This window comes from Paenibacillus durus ATCC 35681 (assembly GCF_000993825.1).
Classification (GTDB): Bacteria; Bacillota; Bacilli; order Paenibacillales; family Paenibacillaceae; genus Paenibacillus_AQ; species Paenibacillus_AQ durus_B.
In genome coordinates, this window is sequence record NZ_CP011114.1 from 3,122,858 (window position 1) to 3,145,552 (window position 22,695).

Here is a 22,695-nt window from a genome sequence, read left to right on the forward strand (position 1 = left end):
TACTATCAGATGGATAATACTCATTATACCATATTATACATTTTTTCTCATTATTTCAATCATATAGTTTTTTTGCTGCTGGATAATCTACTTCACTTCCCTGCCATGAAACCATTTTATACTTATTAACGCGAGTATCATACTTAACCCGATGGAAACCGCGAAGACAGGCCAAAACGTTACAAAAAAAAGAGGATCTGCCGGTGCTTCAATATACTTCGTAAAGATGCCGACACCGAGCCTTGGCAAACCGATTAGTGACGCAATTAGGATTCCAATGATCCCAAACCCGGCGGCAATGGTCCAGCCCAATCCTTCAGCAAGCCAGAGCGAACCAATCAGCAATGGAAGCGAAGCGATCCAACCTGCGACAAATGAGGCTATAAACCCCTGCCATGGCGCTGCTGAGGGGATGGCAATCATTTTTCCAGCGGCTACGGTTAAAATAGCCAACCACAGCGTACTTAACAATGTTTGAATGACGAGGACTGCTATTTTGGAGCCGTACAGTATAGCAGGGGAAACGTTTCTGATCCGTAAAGCCTTCCATCCCCCTGAAGCGGATTCGAGATGAGCGGAGAAGCCGGACAGGAGTCCCCACGCCAGCGGAAACCAAACAGCAAACCAGAGCTGGTTAATAATGCCGAACACTTGCGTCCAGGCATCCTTCTCAAGATGATGCGGGTGAACATCAAGAGCGGTAAAGCCTGTTACAGCAATCGGCGCTAACAATAATAACCAGGGAATCGCTGTACGGCGGCTTTTGATCCATTCTGAACGAATACTCTTAAGCATCAGCTAACATCCCTCCCGACTGTTGAACCGGCAAACCACATTATATATTTTCTCTCATCAGTTCTATCATATAGTCGTCTATTAACCCTTGATTGAAGCTTGCTTCGATCACATCTACGTCATGTTCGATCAGCAAGCGGGTGATCGCCGAGGAACGTTCCAATTGCTCGTAGACCAAGACCAACCCCGGCTCCGAAATTTTATAATCGTGGATCCCCATGTTCTGTTCCAGTAAAACGGCAGCCTTCTTTTCATCGCTTACCCTAAACTTCATGTATCGCCGGGATTTTTGCAGCAAGGTTTCATGATCCAGCTCTGCCGCCAGTGTTGCGCCCTGAAGAATACCGATCCGATTCGCGATTGGCTGAATTCCGTTAATCAGACGGCTTGAAATCACGATGGTCATCTGCCGGGTTTGTGATAACCGGCTGAGCAGCCGGCTGATTTCCTTGATCTCTTGCGAGTCAAGACCGCTCCACGGTTCGTCTAGCAGCAGCAGTTCCGGCTTATGCATAAGGGCTCTGGCAATCCCGAGCCGCTGCCTCATACTCAAGGTAAGTCCGTAGCAACGGACGTTTTGGATGCCGGACAAGCCCACTATTTTCAGCGAATCGGCAATACATTCCTTACCCGGAACACCCATCAGCCTGCGATGAATCTCCAGAATTTCTGCGGCCGTCAGATTGTCGGCAAATCCAAAGGTTTCGCTCATGCATCCAATTCGTTCGAGTAGGCGCCGCTTTGCCCGATGTGAAGTCTCTCCAAACAGTTCCACTTCTCCCGACGTAGGTGCAATCAGTCCCATCATCATTCGCAGCAACGTGGTTTTTCCGGCCCCGCCCTTCGCCAGAATTCCATAAATATCGCCGCGTCTAATGTTTAGATTCATATGGTCAATAACAGTCCGGTTCTTGTATTTTTTCGTTAATGCTATCGTTCGAAGGACACATGTCACAGTTCTCACTCCACAGCCAGTCTACTTTACTTCCCTGCCATGAAACCATTTTATACTAAAATACGCAAATATAGCACTTAATCCGATGGACGAGGCAAAGACAGACCAAAAAACAACAAGAACAACAGGCGTCATCTCCATTTCAATGGACTTCGTGATAAATGCGTAAACGAAGTAGGTCAGGCGTATTGGCCAGGACCATGGAATAAATTGCCAAATGCCGACACCGAGCCTTGTCGCTCCGATCAATGACGCAATCAGAATCCCCAGGGTTCCAAACCCGACGGCAATCGCCCAGCCCAACCCTTCAGCGAGCCACAGCGAAACGATCAGCAAGGGAAGCGAAGCGATCCAGCCCGTACCAAAGGAAGCTATAAATCCTAGCCATGGCGCTTCAAAAGGGATGGCAACCATTTTCCCGGCGATCATGGTCAAAATAGCCAGCCAGAGTGTACTTAACAATGTCTGAATGACGAGAACCGCTATTTTGGAGCCGTACAGTGTGGCGGGGGACACATTTCTGATCCGTAAGGCCCGCCACCCCCCGGAAGCGGATTCGAGATGGGTGGATAGGCCGGACAGGAGTCCCCATGCCAGCGGAAACCAGACGGCGAACCAGAGCTGGTTAATAAGGTCAAGCATTCGCGTCCAGGCGTCCTTTTCGAGATGATGCGGATAAACATAAAGAGCGGCAATGCCTGTCACGGCAATCGGCGCCAGGAATAATAACCAGGGGATTGCTGTCCGGCGGCTTTTGATCCATTCTGAATGAATACTTTTAAGCATCAACTAACGGACCTCCCTCCTGTTGAACCAGAGCGTACCCAAGACAGCAAATACAACGGCCGTTATAATTCCAAGCGCAATTGCTATAGAAATATAAATGGGGTTCAGCAAAGGACTGCCCGGCTCCAATAACATACCATTGGCATGAAATCCGAATATAGGTTCCAACGCCCGAATGGGCCAAGACCAGGGATTGATTATCCAAGACGATCGTTCAGCCATAAGAATTCCGGAAACAAGTCCAATAAATCCAACAGTGATGGTAAGTCCGAAACCAAAGACATGCGCCAGCCACATCATGATCGCCATCTGTCCGAGTCCCGCAAGCCAGGCAACCAAAAATCCGGAAATCAATTTTCCCCAGGGAATTGGCCCTAATGCCACCCAAACATTTAATATAAATACAAATATCGCAAACAGAGCGCCGGCCAACAGAATGTGAATCACCAAGGTCGTCAATTTGGCAACATACAATTTTCCCGGTTTATGCGGATACGTGTTAAGCACCTTCCATGCTCCAGAACGCCTTTCGTAAGAGACGGCGAGAGCAACCAAGAGGATGATACCAAAGGGAAGGGCAACAGTAGACCACCAGTTATGGACATTTAACAGGATATAGACCCATTTAACGCCTTCAGGAATCATAAAATTAAAAATCATCTCGGCCAAGGCTATAATCAAGGGACCACAAACAATCAACCAAGGCGTCACCGTTCTGCGGTATTTCATCCATTCTGAAGAAACATAGGCTTTCATCGGTACATCCCTTCTTTCCCGCTTTCCACATACCGCATAAAAATAGCCTCAAGATCTTCTCCCTCGCTCTGATTAAGCAAATTTTCGAGCGCACCCTGATATTGAATACGGCCTTGGCTGATTATTCCTACTTCTTGCACGATTTGCGCGACTTCGCTGAGAATGTGACTGGAAAGGATGACCGTAATGCCGTGTTCCGTAAATGAATGAATCATAGCGCGCATTTCGCGGATTCCGAGCGGATCAAGCCCATTGGTCGGTTCATCCAGAATCAAGAGCTTCGGATAATTAAGCAGGGCGATAGCGATGCCGAGACGCTGCTTCATCCCGAGGGAATAAGCGGCGCTTTTCTTTCTGCGGTCAACCCCCGCAAGTCCGACAATGTTAAGAACCTCGTCAATCCGCTGTTCCGGCAGGCCAAGCAGACGCTGGTGGACCTGAAGATTTTCCTTACCCGACAGATGACCATATAGAGCCGGCGTCTCGATCAACGCGCCTACGAAGGCAAGATTTTTCCTTGTCCAAGGTTCGCCGAACATCTCGATACTCCCCGACGTCGGATGCAGCAAACCAACAAGCATTTTAAGAATGGTCGTCTTCCCTGCGCCGTTTGGGCCGAGCAGTCCATAGACGCATCCCTTTGATATTTTCAAGTTGACATCCTTTACGGCATCTTGTTTTCCAAACTGTTTGGTCAGAGCCTTTGTTTCAACAATCGACTGCACCGATTGCATTGCTGCATCTCCCCTTTTCTCTTGATTGTGCCTTCCATATCCTCACTATACGATCCAGTTCTTACACCCCTTTGAAGAAATACTTACAAAAGTCTTACATTTTTGCTCAAAATAAATGCTCCTAACTTTGTAGGAATGGTGCAGTGCATCACCTCCAAAGTAAGGAGCATTTAACAAGCAAAATATAAGTCCTGGTCCGTCAGGCAATTAAAAACGGGTAATCCCATATCGGCTCTGTGGTTGAGCTTAAGGATAATAAGAGCAGGGCGATTCCCGCCGTTCCATCCAACAGACCGGCTTTATCAATGCCGTTCATGATTTCCAGGTCGCGGAAGCCCAAGGGTGATTCCGGCTCATAATACCGCATTATTGAATGTAAAAGTCGCTCAATATAACCTAGGAAACGTTCCTCATCCACATCCTGAGCCATTCTGACTGTCAACTGCAGCAATCCGGATAAGCCGTGGCAAAACGTCGGACCATCCAAATTCCATTGCTCTTCAGTACGTGAAAAGATGGAGTCAAACCCCCGGATTCCCCACTGACAGAGTGAATCGTCTTGAAGGGATTTTCCGGCCAGAAATAAAGAACGGGCCACGCCGGCAGTTCCGTAGCACCACGCGTCTCTCGTCTGCTCGGACACTCCATCATGTACCGTTTCCTGCTCAAAGGAAACAGCGCTGGGCCAGAAAAGTCCATGCTCTCCCATCTCCGCATATTCAATTAACCAATTGGATGCCCTCCGTATTGCATCTCTTTGCCCCTTCACTTCCACACCTTTCTGAAGCGCAAGGCTCATAAGAGCGAGAGGGCCGGGAATACCGTGGGATAAGCCGCAATTAAAAGAACCATGGGGATATTTCCTTTTACTTTCTTCTGTAAACTGATGCTTTTGCGGAACATACCATCCCGGAACGGTATATCCTTCAACCTCAATGGGATATGTTAATTGGACGAGATATTCTAATATTCCGGTCAATGATAAAGCTGCCTTGTCACTATGTTTTATCTCAAGCAAGTAGCGGCCTGTTCCCGTAAGCCCCATGACCACGTCATAATCCGTGGGGGAGACACCTTCCCCTTCCGTTTCAGTATGTTTGATTTCATTTAATGCGGTCCAAACTCCATCGGCAATCCGTTCATTCAGTTCCGTTAAAAATCCGGTATACCGAGTTCCATTACGCGATGCGGACATGACGGCAAAAGCTGCGCCTGCCAATCCGCAAAACATGGACATGTTATAATAGCCGCCTGTTCTCAAACCTTCCTGCAGGGCAAGAAGATGAGAATGAGCAACTAAATCCCACCCCTCATCGGGGCATTGACGGTCCCATTCCGCAAAAAGAAGAATGATACCCGGATATCCGGCGGCCAACGCAGCATCATCCCATGGATGGCCCCCTAATATGGAAAGGTTGCCTGGAGCCGTCACAATCTGTTTTACCCGCTGCGGATCTTTCAATCGATTCGTTAATTCCAGACTTAAATTTCGAGCCTCTTCAGCCTTTGTCGTGAAACCGCCCCAATTTCTGTTCTGCACTTCCATTCGTTTTCTCCCCCTTATATGATGTTGGAATACCTCTCATTTCTTAATGCCTGCCTGATATAAGAATCAGCTTGCAAATGATACAACTTGGAGTATTCCCCACTATTATCCATAAGCTCCTCATGGGTTCCCATCTCAACGATCCGGCCTTGCTGTAGAACGGCAATTTTATCGGCGAAGGTTACAGACGACAATCGGTGAGAGATAAAAATTCCAATGCGGTCTTTAACCAGTTCATGAAACCTTTCAAATACTTCGCGTTCGGCTTCCGGATCGAGGAACGAGCTTGGTTCATCCAGAATGTAAACGTCCGCGTCTCTCATAAACGCTCTTGCGATGGCCACACGCTGCCATTGTCCGCCCGACAGTTGGTAGCCGTCCTCGAACCAACGGCCAAGCTGGGTATCAAACTTTTTGGGCAGGTTATCGACGAAAGCATCCATTCCCGCATCTGTAACTGCCTGCCATAATTTTTGCTCGTTGTCGATTTCACCAATGTTTCCATATCCGACATTGTGGCGCAACGGCATCTCATATTGGACAAAATCTTGAAAGACAGCCCCAATTCGAAGCCGGTACGCGGAGAGGTTGTAATTCTGCACCGGTTGGCCGTTAATCAAGATTTGACCGTTATTTTCCGAGTACAACTGCATCAATAACTTAACGAGGGTCGATTTCCCCGATCCATTGTGGCCAACAATAGCCAGGGTTTCACCCCGGACCAGGGAGAAGTTGATTTGCTCAAGGGAAAACCGATCATTCCCCTCATAACCAAAAGAAACATCGCGAAATTCTATGCTTTCAATTTTGGAAAGAGTTTGTCGTTTATCTTCTTCAGGTTCATCTCGCTCAGCGTCATTCATATAATCCGAATCCGCATGAATATCGAGAAACGAAAATAACTGCTCAATATAAAGATTGCTTTGACAGAGACCCAGTACTTGTTGAACAATATTTTGCGATTTGCTTTGAAGCTGCGCAATGGCCTGAATAATCCCTACAACATTTCCAACAGGAATCTGCCGCTTATAAGCGGAGCGAAAGGCCAACAGAATGGTCCCTGAAGATGCGAACAGATCAATGAACTGGAAAAAGACCGAGAGCCGCGCCTGTTTGCGAGCCAATTGTTTGTCTTCCCGAAAAAAATCTTCAACGATTCCTTTGTATTTCGCTACAAAATAAGAGCCCAGGTTATACAGCTTAACTTCCTTAAAGGAGCTGTCCCTCGTAAGCAGATAGCTCAAATACCAGGATGTTCTGGACCGGTCTGCCCGCTTCCACATTGTCAAAAATTCCTGTTGGCCAAATCTCAAAAAGGAGAAAAACGAAGTGGCGGGAATGAGAATAAGCAGCAGGGCCACCCACCATTTCCAGGCGATTAAAAAAGCAGAAACCGATATTAAAGAAACTATACCGCTTATAATCCCGAAAATCTGTTTGGCAATCTGAAAGGGGCGGTACCCTGAATCGTTTTGTACTCTCTTTAATTGATCCTGAACTTTCGCATTCTCAAAATCGGTCAGAGTCAAGCGTGCTGCCTGTTCCATTACCATGACATTAATCGAGTTGGAAAGCTTGGCTCTAAACAGTGTTTCCGCATAATCTTGCAAAGCGGAAGCCAGGAGCGTGAACAGGCTCACGCCTATAAAAAAGATGAAGCCAGCCACTACCTCTTGCCAGCTTGCGGAAATGCTATTAATTAATTGCTGTGTTGCCCGGATCGACAAGACAGGCAGCAGCCCCTGTATAAGATTGATCGCTGTAATGACGAGCAGATTTAACGGAGAAGCCCTCCAAAGCAATTGAAACACCCGCGGCCAATAGCGGAACGAGCGGATTACATTTGGAACGCTGATCATATCCGTATTTTGTTCGAGAGGCATTCCAGGCACCCCTTTTCATTTCCTATGTTTCCAATATTGAAGCAAACCGTCCAATGTATGAGCTGCAAAAGCCAACGATTTTTTCTCCAATTCCTGATTAATTCCCAGTAGACGATTAAAATGCAAATGCATCATACTGGAAATGATGTTGGGGGTATTATTCCATAAACGCTGATTGAGATGCTCATCCTGCATACGTATAGCATATTTTCGCAAGGCATCGGAACGTTGTGCGAATGATTGCAGAATCACCTCGCCTTCAGGCCGGTTTCTCAACTCATTCCAGTGCTCTGAACCAAGGATGTTCATTAATTCACGGCGCCAGGTCCGATAATCTTTACGGTATTCATTTTTATCAATCATTCCATTAAGCAGATCCAGCTGCTCAGAGTAGGTCAAGCCGAATTGATTCATAATATCGATCGCACTAATGGAGGCGATTATATAATTAGGCCAGTCTGTTCCTCCATAGCGAAGCAATCGGATCAACGGTACAGAGGCACAGCTGTCCGCAAAAAACACCTGCTCGGCATCGGAAATCAAAGCCGGTCCGCCGTAACGTCCCACCTCCCGCTCATAGGTGTCCAATAGCAACTTTTGAATCAATCCCTCCCGGACACAAAGCTTTGACCAATCATGAAGAGCCGGCATCAGCTTTTCAACCAATGTTTCCGGTTCTCCCTTGAATCTGAGGCGTATGTGGGGCGCCGGGTCTTGATATCTCATGAAAAACCATTGGTTTGCATACTTTTTTTGTATCATCGTTTCCGCAAACTCATAGATCGCGTTAACGATAAATTCATCCTGGCGATCTTCGCCTCCGTACAGCTTCGCGAAAATCCAATTGCTTCCCGGCAGCTTCATCTGCTCTTCCTTGGGACATGTTTTGACTAGCGGGGATACCGGCTGGTAACGAATTGCTCTCTCTTTTTTCTCAAGCTGAAACACACATTCCATGTTGTAATTGCCCGCCGCTCCGCTCACCTGTCTATCCTCGAAGGAGAGTACCATTTCATGAAGAACGACTTGTTTATTCGCCAGCAATTCTTTCCTCACTTCATCGACGAATTCCGCATTGTCCAAATCCAGCAAGATACGATGATCTGTGAATACCATATACACATAACGGGGAACCGACCATTCTCGCTTCCATATTTCAAATCGCTTATACCATTCTTTGTCATCTCGAACCTGTTTAGGGGAAGAGAAGGTGGACAGATACAAGTTCCATTTAGCCGGCGAAAGGATCGTCCGGCCGTAGCGTAAACGAGGCAAAAACACCGATTGCTCCAGAGGGCCCCACTCAAATGGCTGCCAGAAACGGACCCCTTCAAAGGAAAGCTCCCGCATAAACCGGTAGATATGAGGAGCTTGCTGGAAATTTAACATATGCCCGGCCGTAACGACTATTTTCTTTCCCAAAGAACGCGATTTCAAATAAAGCCGATCATGTGTGGCACAGACAAGGATGTCATCCACAGTTAACGGGATTTTCCCTACAGCGCTGTTCGTGCCTATGGAAATTTCATATTCCCTAAGACAGGAAGTAAGCATCACATTGGCGATTCTTCCGTTTTTCGGTATGAAAGCAGCCTCAGCAAATATCGTTTCAGGCTGATATTGTTGTTGACGATTTTGGATGTCCTTGATCGATTCGTGGATCTCCTCATCAAACATATCAAGAAAACGTCCAAAGGTAGCCCCTGCTTCAAGAGAACCCGGATTGGGACCAACAACTAACAGATAATCTCCGCGATCAAGAGCCTCCGGTGATGACGCCAGTACCTCCATATAAATCTCAATTGATTCCGGAGCCTCGTTGACGTCCTTGTCCCTATCAATAAGCTGGTCTATGAGCTCATCCGTCAATTCCAATTCCATTTGCCGATGCAGCAAAGCGCCTGCCACTTTTTCCATGATCAGACGCTGCCGTTCGAGAGCTTTTCTTGGCTTTGTAGTCTTTTCTTCATGGCTAGTCATTTGAGGAGTCAGGTAGACAGGCGGAACGCCGAGTCCCGTCTCTTCATTCAGCAATTCCAGAATAGGCACATCACAGCAATCGCCGTATTTCTCCAGAAAGCGGTCATGGTATTCTTTGATATGCGCAAATCCTGCTTCAGACTCGGAAAGCAACCATAAGATCTCGCCAACTTTTGCCGCTTCTTCGCCGATGGATTCATGGAGTTCAATGTTTTGCCTGGAAAGAGCCAAATCCACTTGTACGGCAGATTTAGTCTCTCCGTATTGCTTCATATATTCCGTCATTTCCTGGTAGATCTCCAAACCTTCTCCCAGGGAACAATCATCATATTGCCGGATCAAGGACTGAACCTGTGTCAGCATCCGCTTTTCTTCATCGACACCTTCCAGAGGCTCGAGTCGCTCCAAAAGATATTCCAAAGGAGAGGGAACAGTTAAAGGCGGACGAAGTTCGCTGATGAGAAACTCCTTTGAAAACAATGTCCATACAAAATTCGTGATGACTTGTTCGGCTGCTTCCTGTCCTTCTTGATACAGGCTGGTTAGTTTATGTACTAAATCCGCAAATAAAATAGGCTGTGCCGCAAATTCCAGCGCAGTCATAGCGGGAGGGGTAGCCCGAACCGATATTTTGTCATCCTGACTGTTTTCAACATTTTGAGCTTGCCCGGTGAGTGTTGGATACAGGAATTCAATCCGGCTGCCGGTACACTGAACAGCATGGTTTCGCGTCACCCGAAGCTGCCTGACCACATCCAACCGCTCTTCCAAACGGTGTACTACAAATAATAGCCATTCCATATCTGGACGTGTGCGCTTTGTATAATATTCGGGAGGATTCAAACGAACATCGGTTTTTTCAGCCAAATGACCGGCGGTCACACCTGCAAACAAGCCAAATGGAGTAGGACGAGTCGACATACGGGAAAGATACTTTAACACACTCGAAGCCACCTGCTTTGTTTTCCGCTCATCCGATCGGTTTACCAAATGAGGCAAAGCTTCATATAACCTCGGACTTGCTACTGCGATAGCTTCCTTTACATAGCTGTTATCAAGCAGTTCACGTAAAGACTCTATATAATAGTCTCCTCCTTGAATCTCGCGGAACGAATTGAGCGGTAATAATGGCATACGCATCATGAAAAAAGGAAGGGGAGCAAATAACGAGCTTGTTGCAGTGACCGGTTTATCGCTAATTATATGAGCCATTTTAACTCCATCCTTTGTCAAATGATAGATTATGATAAAGGAAGAGGAGAGAGAACCATAGCCCCTCTTCATCGGTCTTACAGGTTAATGAATTAGGCAATTACCAGCACAAGTAACAGCTGTTACATAGGGTAGCTGTTGGACAGCCTTGTGTACAATAAACTGTATCCGTTCGGGGTTCAACTTTGCTGCTGCTTTTTAAAACTTGAATGTCCAACTCAAAGATATTTTTGTCTGCCATTGCCTCTATCTCCTTTAACAAGCTTGAAGTCACAATAACAGCATATGCAGCATGAAAGAGGGGAAAGAAGAGAGATAACGGATTATCTCTCTTCTTCGGTCTTATCAATTCATTAACATGGCGATTTGTAAGTACAATTAAATGCGCAGCTGGTACACAGGGTAGCTGTAGGATTACAGCCTGGTGTACACGCAAATGCACTTGTGACTTGGGGTTCAACTTTGCTGGCGCTCTTTAAAACTTGAACGTCCAATTCAAAAATCTTTTTGTCTGCCATTGTTGTTGCCTCCTAATAATATTTATTTTTAAAATACGTGCTCTGAAGGAACATCGTATCTTAAATCATGTGGAACCTACCCTGCTGCTTATTACTTGTACCGTTAACTACAATGAAATAGTATCATGTCCGAAATTGAAAAATAACGTAATATCAGGCAAAATAAGGTTGCTTATTTACGCAATTTTACATATTAATAGAATATTTCATCATTACGACTTTCGTTGCATCATTGTAGATTTCATAGCGCGCAGATGAACATCCACTTCCATCAAACTAATGGTTTCTTGGCCGGATTCCGCAATCCGGAAGCATCAAGAACAACGACGGTTACGCGTGAAGTCATAAAAAAATCCTCCTTTGCCTCTACCTGTTTTTGCAAAACAGATAGTTCAAAAGAGGATCTCTCGCAGGAAATCCTATGCGAAAAATGCATAAAAATCAACATCCGAGTTTCGTATAAACTAAGATAGGTTTGGGTGATGAATATGTATAAAAAGATTCGGGATTTACGGGAAGACAAAGATTTGACCCAGCAAGAGCTGGCAAATATGCTTCACATCACGCAAGCTACCTATTCCCGTTTTAAAAGCCGAAAGTTGGATATATCGACCGCGGCCCTCAATTCAACAGATTTTTGCAGAAAGGGTGAGGATAAAGTGAGAAGCCTTTTGGAGGAATTGTATCATGGCAATCTGTGTCCCGATGAAAAAGTAATCTCCAACGACCCGAATTATCGGCAGATCAGCCGAAAGACATCCGAGGCGATAGAAGCTTGGAAAAAGCGGTATTCCGAGGAGGAATTTGAGGAGCTTGAGGCTCTGCTGGACTTGTATGCTCAAACGCATGGAATGGAGTTGGCCTCTTCTTTTACATACGGCTTCCGGCTTGGAGCAGGAATGATGGTTGAGATATTAACCGGGAAGGACTAGCTTGCTCGCAAGCTGAGTACCTTTCCTGATGCTCCGATACTAAGGAATATAATTCCACTTCGGCTAATAGCATGAGCGAATGCCTGAATGTTTTGGACACGAAAAAAATCGCACGGATACCCGTTTAAAACGGGGCCATGCGATTATTTCCAATATCCTTTAATTTCTTCAAATCATCAGTTGGGGCTTTCAATGACTGTGAGATCCCACCAGTTCCCAGAGACCGTGATCATGCAAAGCAATCTGATGCTGTTGCCGTAGTAAGTATTATTAGATGTAGGAGAACTCATAGTGCTTTTCCATAGTGCATTCAGCCATTTTTGATTACTTGGGTCTACCATAGCACTAGCTACAAAAGGCGCAGAGAAAGCAATAGCGGAATCGGTATCGTTCAACGACTCTCCGTTTAGTTTATACCCTGCTATAATCTTCCTCGGATTGTCAGTTGTTTTTTGTTGTATCCACGCATTCATTTTTCTTATCTGGCCCAGTGCCCGTGTATCTCCTGTCAGCAAGTAATCAATGGGAACTCTCCATGGGACCCGTGCTGCGTTCCAACTGAAGCATCCATCCCGATCTGTTTCCAGAAAATAGGCAGGCGCTGGTGCATAAGCACTGCGATTCCATACGACAAAATCCGGAAGTAAACAGGTAGTTGGGCTATATTTTCTTGAAATAGAGTTGATCATTTTGTGTGTATCATTTACACTTTTCCCCAGTTTTTATCACCTTTGTCCAGTCTAAATTTTCTTTGATAATGAGAAGGGTAGTAAAAACAATAGAACTACTAAAATTGTTGGGTCGGTATCAAAAATTTAAATCCATTCGTTTTTTGAGCTTACAATGTCTTATTTTTTTTAACAAAATTAAAAAGTACCTTTATTGCTTTGACATAATTTCCATCTGAAACTTTTAAACCAAGTACTTTTATATTTTTATTATTTAAGTTTCTTATTTCCTCATATTCAGGATTAAAAAGAACAATATAATGGACAGTATCCAAGATTTTAACTAATTTGTTGTACATATCAACAAAAAATTTATCCTTAAATGAGAAACCAATAAACAATAGTGGTCTACTTCCAAGGATTGCAGCCAACTGAACTAATGTGCCTCTCTTAGAGTACAACTTATCATAATCCTTCTTAGTGACAATCATTGAAGGTTTCCGATTAATGTGACCATGCAAGTGAATGATACTATTTCCGGTTGTAGACATATTTCTTAAATTTCCAATCTCATCCATGCAAACAGGAGTATTATAGCAACTCACTTTTGTCATAAAGTGTTCCATTGCTAAGTCATAATTCGTTGTAACGTAGTAATCGGATTTTAGATCAATAATGTCATCAAAATTATGTTCTTCATCATCAATTTTCACATCAGCATGCGACATTATATTTATAATTTCATCCTTTAATCTATCTTCATTTGTTATATAGTATGAATTATCGATTAAATACTCTAGTCCACCGAAAAAGTTACCTTTATTGATAAAATCTTTATAAGCTTCTCTCTGAAAATTTTGAGGAAGGTGCTCTTCAAATCTTTTAAGCAACCCCTCCCAATTTGGTAACTTAAGAGGTGTTGATACTCCTGCACCAAGAAAAGGAATTACTTCATCAATTTCTTTAGCTAAACTCTCAAAATTCTTAATTAATTCCTGCATTAAGTATTTTTCTTCATCTTTACTTGCTAGATATTGTAGTATTTCTTCATAACTTTTCCTAGTAAAATGGTACACTCGATTTACTTCATGATTTTCCAATCCTTCATGAAGTATAACATTACAGTAGCGACACCTTGTTGATAAATTGTCTGTCTCTTCATCTTCATCATTATCATGACAAAAATATTTAAAATTAATATCTAACAGACCTTCATTGTGTAGTTTTTCGCAGATTAAAACTCTTAATGGAGAAACAATTTGAGTTATATCATCATCATTAAACAAGTTAGTACCATATTCATTTACAAGCTCGTTAATGCATTCTTTAATCTCATCATCTGTATGAAAAGATTCATGTTTGACGGTATTTATTAATGTTTCCAATGACATGGTGAATAATCTCCTTATTATGATGTCTGCCTGCAATTAATGTAATTTTCAAATACTCCTTCTTAGATTCTATTGTTGTTTGAATAACATCATCATCTTCGTCATCTTTAAGATCAAAGAACCAGGACATTGACCATTTATCTAATTTTTCTGTGTTTTCGAAGTCTGTTAATAAACTATATAAAGTATCTGAACTAGCGATAGGTCTTTTAGCTGTAGATGTGCCTGTAGAACTTCTATTAGTTCTTGAATTTTTATAATCTATTTTTGTTGGGTAACCTATCAATGACAGTTCTCTAGCTTTAGTTCTTAAATCACTTGCGTCCATGTTTGTGCTTATGTACACTCCTAGTAAAAGAGCTTGTAACTTTTTTTCTAAATTTTCTGTTTCATTTCTAGTGGGCTTATTTCCAAGTTCACTAATTTTCCGAATAAGTTGCTTCACTTTCTTTTGTACTAAGTCATTTGTGTTTTCAAAAACCATCTTTCGAGGCTCTTCTACCAATCGATCAAATAAATCTGCACACAATTTATACATCCCTTTTTGATCATCAATAGTTGAAGGTTTTATTATTTTTATACCTAGCAATGAAGAAACCTTTTCTTTTAGGTATGAGTGATACTTATAAACAGAGTATTCCTCTTTACCTTCATTTTCTTTCTCTGATATATTCTTCTCTCTGGGTGCTAAACCAGCTGGATTTCTCGTATAAATAGTGAAGGTTTGCTTATTGAAATCTATTTCCACAGCTCCAAGCAAATACTCATTTTTCACTTGGTCATTTTGCTGTCTTCTATATACATTCCTTCCAAACAAAAGCCTAGCTGAAGAAATTTCACCATCATTTTCTACACAATCATAACCAGCAATAAAGTTAGCTCCTTCTTTACTAACATTAATCGTATCCATTAAATAGAATCCTTTATTTGATAAGTAAGGATATAAGGAACTTGATAAATTCACTTTAAATTCATCAATTAGGCTAGATACCCTTTTAAAAAATATCTCTTTTGATATCTTTTTTGTTTCTATATTAAATAAGTAAATATTTGTAAGCCTTCCATAAATAATATGCTCGAAAAATAATTCATTAATCACTCTCATTTTTTCTCTGTTTTCACCAAAAACTTCAACGAGCTTTGTATAATATCCCCTAAAGTCACCTTCATTCCCAAAATAGTCAAGCTTGTTTTCTATTTCTAATTTGAATGTTTTTAGTTTTGTATATTCAAGAAATTTTACGCCAGCAAATGCATACGAACTTGGATTCACTTCCATAAAACACCTCAAATTTAAATTAATTGTAATTAAGTATGCTTTCATTATTCAACAAATAAATCATTATTCCTTTTTTATACGTCATCTTTCAACAAATCCTGCTATAAAAGAGAACCCTCCACTACTCCTCAACTTCTACAAATGTGATTAAATCTATTCCATTTATCTACAAAGATAGTTACAATGACCTATACATATATTACCATAACTTAAATGAATAGGAGCTAAGAAATTTGGCTAGAAGACGAAAATGCAATTGATTATGAATTTGTCTTAGTTTATGTCTTCATCTGGCCTTCATTAAATAGTGGAGTATTGCTGGGAGAGGCATTGCTAAAACCTACTAATTATCGTCGTTGCATTTTTTACAATAACGATTTGCCTAAGTATAGAGCTCGCCTTATCTTGTCACCAGCACTAAAGAAGATCGTTATACAAGCCAAGCGATGGAATATGAAGCGATTCAGCAGACTCATACTAAGAATGTAAATAGCTGTGCCGACTCGGGGGTCATATCCATCAGCGGGTTTACAGACCTTTATCATCTCCTTTGATTGGTATTTTTTATCTTTGGAGCTATAGATGTACCCAGCCCTAATCCTACAAGTCATTTTGAAAAAAAGGTAGAAACCACCCCCTACCCCTCACCGGTTTCACTTTATCAGGATTTATCCCCTCCCTTTTATGATGTGCATCATCAATCTTGATCGCATTTTCTGGCATCCTTCAATTCCTGAAACTCCATTTCTAAGTTTTTTTGTCCAGTATGCCAATTCTCCCACTCCCTTTTTTCATTTTCGTAGTCTTCACTATTTACAATGCGTGGGCGAATTTCGCTAGTTTCTTTAGTCGGATTAGTAGCAAATATATAGCGATGAGCATTTTCTGCAATAAATCGATTCAGCATCGTAGAAAGTTCTTTTGAAATATTATTCAACGTTACTCTTTCACCAACTTTAGCATACAACAACAGACTTGGAGATAATGGAAATATGATTTCTGTTCCTTCATTTCCCCACCCACCTTTAAAATCATATGATCCTGCATTGTAGTAATTTAACTTAACTACTGGATTGTCACTTGTTAACCACTCTACCCCTTCAGGTGCAAGGAGGATACTCCAAGTATGCTTATTCAATACTTTGTAAGTACTTGAAAGGGTATGTCGAATAGAAAACAACCATAACCCTCGCCCTAATAGCACCTCTGCCTTTAAATACCCCCGTTCAGAGTTATTATCAATCTCTTTAGACACTCTCATAGGGATAATCCCAAAATCTGTATAATTCTTATGAGTTGGAATGCTTCCTATGTTCTCGTCTGCTTCCAATCTGTTAACAGAGGATTGTAACACTTCCTCAATGACGGTTGGCATCTCTGAGTTCCAACGATTCATACTATTTATATAATTTGCAGGAGAACGGATATCATGGAGAGCAACAAAACGTAATAAACATTCCCAATCGTGAGTGTTTAATGGCTCGTTAGAACGCACTTTTGATAATGCTATTTGAGCAGGAGTCTCAATTTCCTGATCCATCCATATTTCGAATTCGTCAGAATCTCTTCCTACAATACTCCGTGTAAATAGATGCTGATGATTAGCTATACTCTTGATTGACGATTGTGACCAAATTGGGACCGAATTATGTGAAACCAAAATCCGGTAGTTCCATACTCTATTATGGTTATTGCCCCATGCTTTTAGGTATGACTGCGAGACATAGTGGTGATTCTTTCGAACATTTGTCATTTGTTGTTCACTCCCCTCTTAGAACCGATAAGAACAAATTAAAGATTTATCACCACCCGAACCAAACCGGCAAGATGACCACATAGCCAAAGACAATCAAATCAAGCTTTGCAATAGGTCCATTAACAACCGAAATTATCGTAGGTATTGGTTCCCCTGCACTTCGTCCAAAATCTGTCACAGTGCCTTTCCCAAAGATGAAAAAGTACCTTCACTATTTTTTTGAAAATTCAACCTTCACTTTATGGATTTGTTATTCCTTTATCTTGTATCCACCAAATAACTTCGGAGAAGCCACCTCTTTACCAAATTCGTCTACAAAGTAGACCTTAACATCATCTTTGCCTGTAATATACATGTACTTCAACACAGTCTGAGAAATTAGAGTGCCATAGGTATCTACGAACCGCTCTTTCTGAAACTCTTGAGAGAGATACCAGGAGTCTGAAACGGTGACATTTATCCCGTCCCAATACTCGTCACGCGGTTTAAGCCTACGTATCACTCCATCCGATTGCTTACAAATCCTCTTTAGTTCCGCCGCCATTTTCTCGGAATTTTGCCTAAGTAGATCAAAAGTAAAAATAAGCTGATTGTGACGATCGACTACTTTATATATAAAATAATTTGTTCGCCCATCTTTGTAAGTCAACCCAGCTACTGCACTTGAAATGGATTTTGCCTTTACTACAGAAATATCCTTTTTCGCTTTGTTTAAGATTATCTTTATAGTTCTGTCCTCATTAGATATCATGTAATAATTGATGAGCGGAAACCAAGTCGTTTCTTTAAAGTTAAATTCCATCTCATTACTTAGAACCTCTTTCGTAAAAAGAGGTGTGCCATTCTTACTGGCCATTTGGGAAGTAATGGTCACTTCTGAAGTTGATGACTTAATGCCATGTGTACCAATAATAACACCAAGAACTACTACGACAATAACACCCACTAAAGAAATACCCTTACTTTTATTACTGTTCACACGCTCACTCCTAAGAAACTATCTAATATAGCGGGACTATAGGATCAACAACATATAACCTAATTCTCCCTAACCAGATTCACTTCCTTCATTTGGATAAAAAGAACTTAAGATAGCTCTTTTATTATCCATGCCCTCTCACTGCACCATTTGAAGAAGGTTCGCAGTTACAAGTTGATTATCATGGGCGACTGGGCTTAATACCTGCTTGGCTCAAATCCATAGCCCCTTCCATTATCTCCTTAATTTTAGTTACACATGAAGCCATAAAAAAAATCCTCCTTTGCCTCTACCTGTTTTTTGAAGAACAGATAGCCCAAAAGAGGATCTCACGCATGAAGTCCTGTGTGTCTAGTTGTGCCCATTTTAAGCACACAGGATTCACTTTTTTCTGGTTTAACAAACATAACCCCAAGGGCTAAAACCCTTGGGGTTACTAAGATGCCGAGGACCGGGATCGAACCGGTACGGTAGTCACCTACCGCAGGATTTTAAGTCCTGTTCCGACAGCACAGCGCTAAAACCCGCATTCCTACGCTATTTATCACGTTTACTGTCCGCCAGCTACCCGAGGACCTGTCCGTTCATTTATTCGTTATGCCCTGCGCAGAGTCCGAAATACTGTGCGCTTGGCTGATATCAGTTTAGCGTAATTTGCTGGCTGGCGCAACAGTATAGCGCTCATCTTACATAAACGAAAAAAAGCGCAGTCCTCAACGGAACCTTATCCGCTAAGACTGCGCTACAATCTAGGAATACGTAATCGTGTGGTTCATCACAACATAAAAAGCCTCGTCACAAGGACGAGACTTTCATGGCTAAGAGTAGGTTGAGGGAGAGTGCCACTTCTCCATCTCTTTAAAGACCATAAAGGCGTGTCGGCTGGCTGTTCCGACCTCAGCAACCTCACTCTTAACTTATCGTATCCATATTATAATCCATTTATGAGTCTTCGTCAACCCTTTTTACGGACCCTGATGCAATATAGGTATCAAAAGTTTCTTGCGAGATTGGGTATGAAGACCGGAAAGCCCAGTTTTTATTGTTACTTATTCGTACCGCTACTAGCATTAATTCATCAATTCTCTTTATGTACTGTATACTATCCCCCTTAGGGTGAAGGCCTACATAGTCAGGCTTTTCAATTATTTGGGGAATCAATTTTATGTGTTTTTCAAAGGCCTCATCTGAGGAAAAATCGGCTCGATGTTTATCCAGATACTTAATTCGGTCCTTCCATAAGACAATCTCCTTCTCTCCATAGCTCAAACTAAGCATCGAGAGAACCTCTTCTGTCACTCTTCCAATTATGACTCTATCGCTCGTCATATTCAAGTCTAGCTGTTCCACCTTACCAAATCCCCCTTTGTCTTAATCTTCGACAAAAGGAGCGGTAATTCCTTCCAATGCGCCAATCTCTCGAAAATAAATCCGCAGACCTACGGTATCCATACCGCAAGCCTGCGTACCTTAACGTTTATTCCTCCGCTCCGTCCTCGTTATTCTCTGCGCCTGCACCGTCCGCAAACCCCTTCGCCAGCATATACGCCACGCACGCGCCTACTGCGCTGATTACGCCGGTTACGTGTCGGACTCTTCCGCGCCAATCGGACCGCAATTAACCCCCGGAGATAATTTCGCTACGCGGATTTTACGGGGGCCTGACGTAGCCTTTTTGTCCGGGGGCCTTGGGGTAACTTCATCGCGGTGGAGCGTTAAATAATCGTAATGTATACGTTATACATTCGTTGCCGCACAGGACTCGGAATCCTGCGCGTATGTGTATCGTGTGAAAACGTAGGCGTGACTCGGCTTTGCGCCCTCCGCTGCATAAACGCACGATATTCATTGCATATACATTTCCAGCGCATAATCCAGCGATCCTTACAGCCGCGCGGATTAACGTTAATCTCCGCTGGTAAATTATACATGCGTAATGATTACGCTTATACAGCGAATATGCAGCGCCGGAAAGCGGTCGACCCCCGAGTTTTCAGGCGTGCGCCCGCCGGGAGCCGCGTGCAGGTGAAACGCGCTTTTAGTCCGAAATAGTCGGACCCTTACGCGCTGTCGCTACCGTTAATCATCGCATCCAATTCGCTAATCTCTGCGCGAATCTCGTCGTCTGATTTACGTCTGTCCTCGACGGTCTGACGCGTATCCTCGACGATTGTTCTATCCGTTAGCAGTCCGTATCTGCGCATATACAGGTCGAGCGCCTTAACGGAAGGGACTCCGTTTGCTCCGCCTCTAATCGCCTTCATTAACTGAACGTTTACCTCTGAGCGCATTGCGCTAAGCTGCAGGTCCGTAAGGTAGTTAACGTATGCACCAAATACCTCCTGCGCCTTCCACTCAAAGTACGTACTACGCGCGATCCCGATCTCATCTGCCAGTTCTTGCGCTGTCTTCTTCTTGCCGTCTTCGTTCAGCAACTCCGCCCATTCGTTATTAACGGTAAGTTGCGCGGCCTTCCGTTGCTGCGGTGTAAGCTGCGCCTCCAATACCTTCCGTTGTCTCGCGTTACTCATATAAATCGTCCTCCTCTTTCGTAGGTAATTGCGTTAGTGCTTCGCTATACGCGGCCTGGAACGCTTCGTCGTCCGCGATAAGGCGTTTCATCTCCGCCTCTGCTGCCTTGCGCTCCTCCGTATAGCTTCCGCCGTATTTATCGTACATACCCCACTGGCTAATTGAGCGGTCTTCCATTAACGCGCTTATGTCGAAGTGAAGACGCCGCATAGCGCTGTTTACATCGAAGTCAGCCGTTTGCCCCTCGTCAATAGCTGCGTTAATACGCTCAAGCTCGCAGAATACCGAATGAACCCCGGATGCGTAAAACGGAGCAAACATACCGTATGAGTAGTTGAGCATGCGCCCATACTCGCGGTACTTTTCGAGCTTGCTAACGTCAATGCGCGGAAGTTGTCCCTGCGCCAGAATAGCCGCAAGCTTAACCGCAATCGCTTTAAACGGGGCGAGGCGGTGTACGATCGCGGCAGCTACCTGCGGCTCAACGACCTCCGGACGCGGCAACGGATCGGTCGGCAGTCCTTGCTCAATACGGATTTGGCGTATGCGCTCCGTCAGTTCAGCGATGTCGGACCGTAATTCTTCGTTAGTTTGTCGTGTCATTTCGTTTCCCCTTCCGTTACGCCGGTATATTTACCGTAGCCAACAACGCACCCGTCCGGCTATACATTTTAAGGTTTCGCGTTGTCAGGTCAAATGCTAGATTATAGCCGCTCTCTGAACGCTCTGCCTTACCGCTGATTGACGACGACAGCGTAGACACTTCGGACTGCAGCGAGTCAAGCGCGGATAGGTTGACGACCTGCACTCCGTTAAAATCGAATGTGCTAACGTCTGACCCGACCGCGATTGTGTGCGTAATTGGGAAATCCTCGACGTTAGCCTCACCGCCCAGCACGACCGTCGGACCCGCAAGCACAAGGAGCCCGGACGATGCCGCTACGTTCAGGCGTCCGTCACTTCCGCTAACCACGCCGCTTTTGCCGCCGGTCGCTCCGTAGAATCTAAGTTCTTGCGTGCCGAAGCCGTCGTTTGTGTCGATTGAAATGCGCCGCGTTCCGTTTCCGTCAAACGAGCGTAGGCCGTTCGGGTCGAGTATAATGCGGCGCGTCGATGTCGCGGTCTGAATCGTCGAGCCGGTTACCGTAGATGCCGTTATCGAACCGCTAAACTCTCCGCTCGTTGTACGCATATGGCCGGTGCTTCCGTCGACGGTAAATGTACCGTTACCGACGTTGATGTGTGAACCCGTTATGATTGCACTAAGCATGAGCGTCCGGACACGTTCGTCTAACTCCTTCGAAAACACCGTATACTCCGGGCCTACACGGTTAAGCGGCGGTTCGGCAATCGTTTGGCTATGAATAATCCGGATGCCGTTACGGTCCATCAAGTAAACGTCCGCATTGCCGCCAATCTGCTCACCGGCCAATCTATCGAATACATATCCGTAGGCTTGAACCGCTCCGACGCCGCGAGCGTACGCCTCTTTTAGAAACGCGCCCGCAACCTCGTCGTTTATTCCGGCAGCTACCGTAACGGAATCATTTTCCGGGGCCTGGCAGCGTTCAATCTCGAAGTTCTTTGCGGAATCAATTAGGTATCCGACTGGCTTACCGCCCTCCATTGCGCACAGAAATGCGAGCAGACCGATACAATCATCGCGCTCCGCAAATCCCGGCCGGATTCTGCAGTATTTATCGTACTCCTGGCGCATGAGCCTGCGGAGTTCTTTCGGTCCCTTAGCCTCTGACTGCTTATACTTTTGAATCGTCCACTCGGACAGGTTAACGTCACCCGAGAGAAAAACGAGGTCATCGCCTACAACGTGTAGCTTCCTGTAATCGTCGGCCGCACGATACCATTTTCCGTCAATCATCGTTGATATAGCCGTATCCGCAGCCAAGACCGCCAAGTCCTCGCCTAAACTCGCCAATAATAATGTCATCCGTTCAACCTCCGTATATTAAATTTAGAGCGCCCGAAATTCGAG

21 protein-coding genes and 1 pseudogene are annotated in these 22,695 nt (G+C 44.0%); 2 read left to right on the top strand and 20 right to left on the bottom strand.

Annotated features, from left to right (window positions below):
- Nucleotides 1-87: 87 nt before the first annotated feature.
- The 10 genes from VK70_RS14430 to VK70_RS27255 form a co-directional block, all read right to left on the bottom strand.
- Nucleotides 88-795, bottom strand: coding sequence for a lantibiotic immunity ABC transporter MutE/EpiE family permease subunit (locus tag VK70_RS14430; protein ID WP_025696247.1), 708 nt, complete (start codon nucleotides 793-795; stop codon nucleotides 88-90).
- A 40-nt stretch (nucleotides 796-835) separates the two neighbouring features.
- On the bottom strand, nucleotides 836-1,750 hold the full coding sequence (locus VK70_RS14435) for an ABC transporter ATP-binding protein (protein WP_025696249.1): 915 nt from the start codon (nucleotides 1,748-1,750) through the stop codon (nucleotides 836-838).
- 21 nt (nucleotides 1,751-1,771) lie between these two features.
- Complete coding sequence (locus VK70_RS14440; RefSeq protein WP_233277851.1) at nucleotides 1,772-2,536, bottom strand: lantibiotic immunity ABC transporter MutE/EpiE family permease subunit; 765 nt, start codon at nucleotides 2,534-2,536, stop codon at nucleotides 1,772-1,774.
- 3 nt (nucleotides 2,537-2,539) lie between these two features.
- Nucleotides 2,540-3,292 carry a lantibiotic immunity ABC transporter MutE/EpiE family permease subunit gene (locus tag VK70_RS14445; protein ID WP_025696253.1) on the bottom strand — a complete coding sequence of 251 codons (753 nt, stop codon included), beginning with the start codon at nucleotides 3,290-3,292 and terminating at the stop codon, nucleotides 2,540-2,542.
- The gene (locus VK70_RS14450) at nucleotides 3,289-4,026 is read right to left on the bottom strand and encodes a lantibiotic protection ABC transporter ATP-binding subunit (RefSeq protein WP_025696255.1); all 738 of its coding nucleotides are present in this window, start codon (nucleotides 4,024-4,026) and stop codon (nucleotides 3,289-3,291) included. Before VK70_RS14450 ends, VK70_RS14445 begins: the two co-directional genes overlap by 4 nt.
- A gap of 199 nt (nucleotides 4,027-4,225) precedes the next feature.
- The gene (locus tag VK70_RS14455) at nucleotides 4,226-5,572 is read right to left on the bottom strand and encodes a lanthionine synthetase C family protein (RefSeq protein ID WP_025696257.1); all 1,347 of its coding nucleotides are present in this window, start codon (nucleotides 5,570-5,572) and stop codon (nucleotides 4,226-4,228) included.
- A 14-nt stretch (nucleotides 5,573-5,586) separates the two neighbouring features.
- Nucleotides 5,587-7,455: an ABC transporter ATP-binding protein gene (locus VK70_RS14460; protein ID WP_025696259.1), complete on the bottom strand. Its 1,869-nt coding sequence runs from the start codon at nucleotides 7,453-7,455 to the stop codon at nucleotides 5,587-5,589.
- Between the two features lie 15 nt (nucleotides 7,456-7,470).
- On the bottom strand, nucleotides 7,471-10,647 hold the full coding sequence (locus tag VK70_RS14465) for a lantibiotic dehydratase (RefSeq protein ID WP_025696262.1): 3,177 nt from the start codon (nucleotides 10,645-10,647) through the stop codon (nucleotides 7,471-7,473).
- 100 nt (nucleotides 10,648-10,747) lie between these two features.
- The gene (locus VK70_RS29545) at nucleotides 10,748-10,888 is read right to left on the bottom strand and encodes an FDLD family class I lanthipeptide (RefSeq protein WP_201778729.1); all 141 of its coding nucleotides are present in this window, start codon (nucleotides 10,886-10,888) and stop codon (nucleotides 10,748-10,750) included.
- Between the two features lie 112 nt (nucleotides 10,889-11,000).
- A complete protein-coding gene (locus tag VK70_RS27255) occupies nucleotides 11,001-11,165 on the bottom strand; it encodes a gallidermin family lantibiotic (protein ID WP_081754897.1) in 165 nt (54 codons plus the stop codon).
- A 488-nt stretch (nucleotides 11,166-11,653) separates the two neighbouring features.
- On the opposite strand from VK70_RS27255, the pseudogene VK70_RS27260 reads away from it, so the two are divergent.
- Both VK70_RS27260 and VK70_RS14470 read left to right on the top strand, forming a co-directional pair.
- Nucleotides 11,654-11,746, top strand: a pseudogene (locus tag VK70_RS27260) (helix-turn-helix domain-containing protein); the annotation flags it as partial.
- Nucleotides 11,747-11,824: 78 nt separating this feature from the next.
- Nucleotides 11,825-12,097: a DUF6809 family protein gene (locus VK70_RS14470; RefSeq protein ID WP_025696264.1), complete on the top strand. Its 273-nt coding sequence runs from the start codon at nucleotides 11,825-11,827 to the stop codon at nucleotides 12,095-12,097.
- A 176-nt stretch (nucleotides 12,098-12,273) separates the two neighbouring features.
- Here VK70_RS14470 and VK70_RS27900 read toward each other — a convergent pair whose 3' ends face one another.
- From VK70_RS27900 to VK70_RS14520, 10 genes are all read right to left on the bottom strand, one after another.
- Nucleotides 12,274-12,786: a hypothetical protein gene (locus tag VK70_RS27900; protein WP_144415239.1), complete on the bottom strand. Its 513-nt coding sequence runs from the start codon at nucleotides 12,784-12,786 to the stop codon at nucleotides 12,274-12,276.
- 149 nt (nucleotides 12,787-12,935) lie between these two features.
- Complete coding sequence (locus tag VK70_RS14480; protein ID WP_025696268.1) at nucleotides 12,936-14,156, bottom strand: SIR2 family protein; 1,221 nt, start codon at nucleotides 14,154-14,156, stop codon at nucleotides 12,936-12,938.
- Nucleotides 14,119-15,435, bottom strand: coding sequence for a hypothetical protein (locus tag VK70_RS14485; protein WP_025696270.1), 1,317 nt, complete (start codon nucleotides 15,433-15,435; stop codon nucleotides 14,119-14,121). The genes VK70_RS14480 and VK70_RS14485 overlap by 38 nt, the downstream gene beginning before the upstream one ends.
- A gap of 697 nt (nucleotides 15,436-16,132) precedes the next feature.
- The gene (locus VK70_RS14495) at nucleotides 16,133-17,188 is read right to left on the bottom strand and encodes a DUF4238 domain-containing protein (RefSeq protein ID WP_081754898.1); all 1,056 of its coding nucleotides are present in this window, start codon (nucleotides 17,186-17,188) and stop codon (nucleotides 16,133-16,135) included.
- 253 nt (nucleotides 17,189-17,441) lie between these two features.
- A complete protein-coding gene (locus VK70_RS14500) occupies nucleotides 17,442-18,170 on the bottom strand; it encodes a hypothetical protein (protein ID WP_025696276.1) in 729 nt (242 codons plus the stop codon).
- Nucleotides 18,171-19,112: 942 nt separating this feature from the next.
- Nucleotides 19,113-19,520, bottom strand: a complete 408-nt coding sequence (locus tag VK70_RS14505; RefSeq protein WP_025696278.1) for a PBECR3 domain-containing polyvalent protein — start codon at nucleotides 19,518-19,520, stop codon at nucleotides 19,113-19,115.
- A gap of 127 nt (nucleotides 19,521-19,647) precedes the next feature.
- Nucleotides 19,648-19,788, bottom strand: a complete 141-nt coding sequence (locus VK70_RS28345) for a hypothetical protein (protein ID WP_155986927.1) — start codon at nucleotides 19,786-19,788, stop codon at nucleotides 19,648-19,650.
- Between the two features lie 442 nt (nucleotides 19,789-20,230).
- Nucleotides 20,231-20,701: a phBC6A51 family helix-turn-helix protein gene (locus VK70_RS14510; protein WP_025696280.1), complete on the bottom strand. Its 471-nt coding sequence runs from the start codon at nucleotides 20,699-20,701 to the stop codon at nucleotides 20,231-20,233.
- Nucleotides 20,694-21,305: a hypothetical protein gene (locus tag VK70_RS14515; protein WP_025696282.1), complete on the bottom strand. Its 612-nt coding sequence runs from the start codon at nucleotides 21,303-21,305 to the stop codon at nucleotides 20,694-20,696. The genes VK70_RS14510 and VK70_RS14515 overlap by 8 nt, the downstream gene beginning before the upstream one ends.
- Before the next feature lie 16 nt (nucleotides 21,306-21,321).
- Nucleotides 21,322-22,650 (bottom strand): hypothetical protein, encoded by a 1,329-nt coding sequence (locus tag VK70_RS14520; RefSeq protein ID WP_025696284.1) that lies wholly within the window; start codon nucleotides 22,648-22,650, stop codon nucleotides 21,322-21,324.
- Nucleotides 22,651-22,695 lie beyond the last annotated feature (45 nt).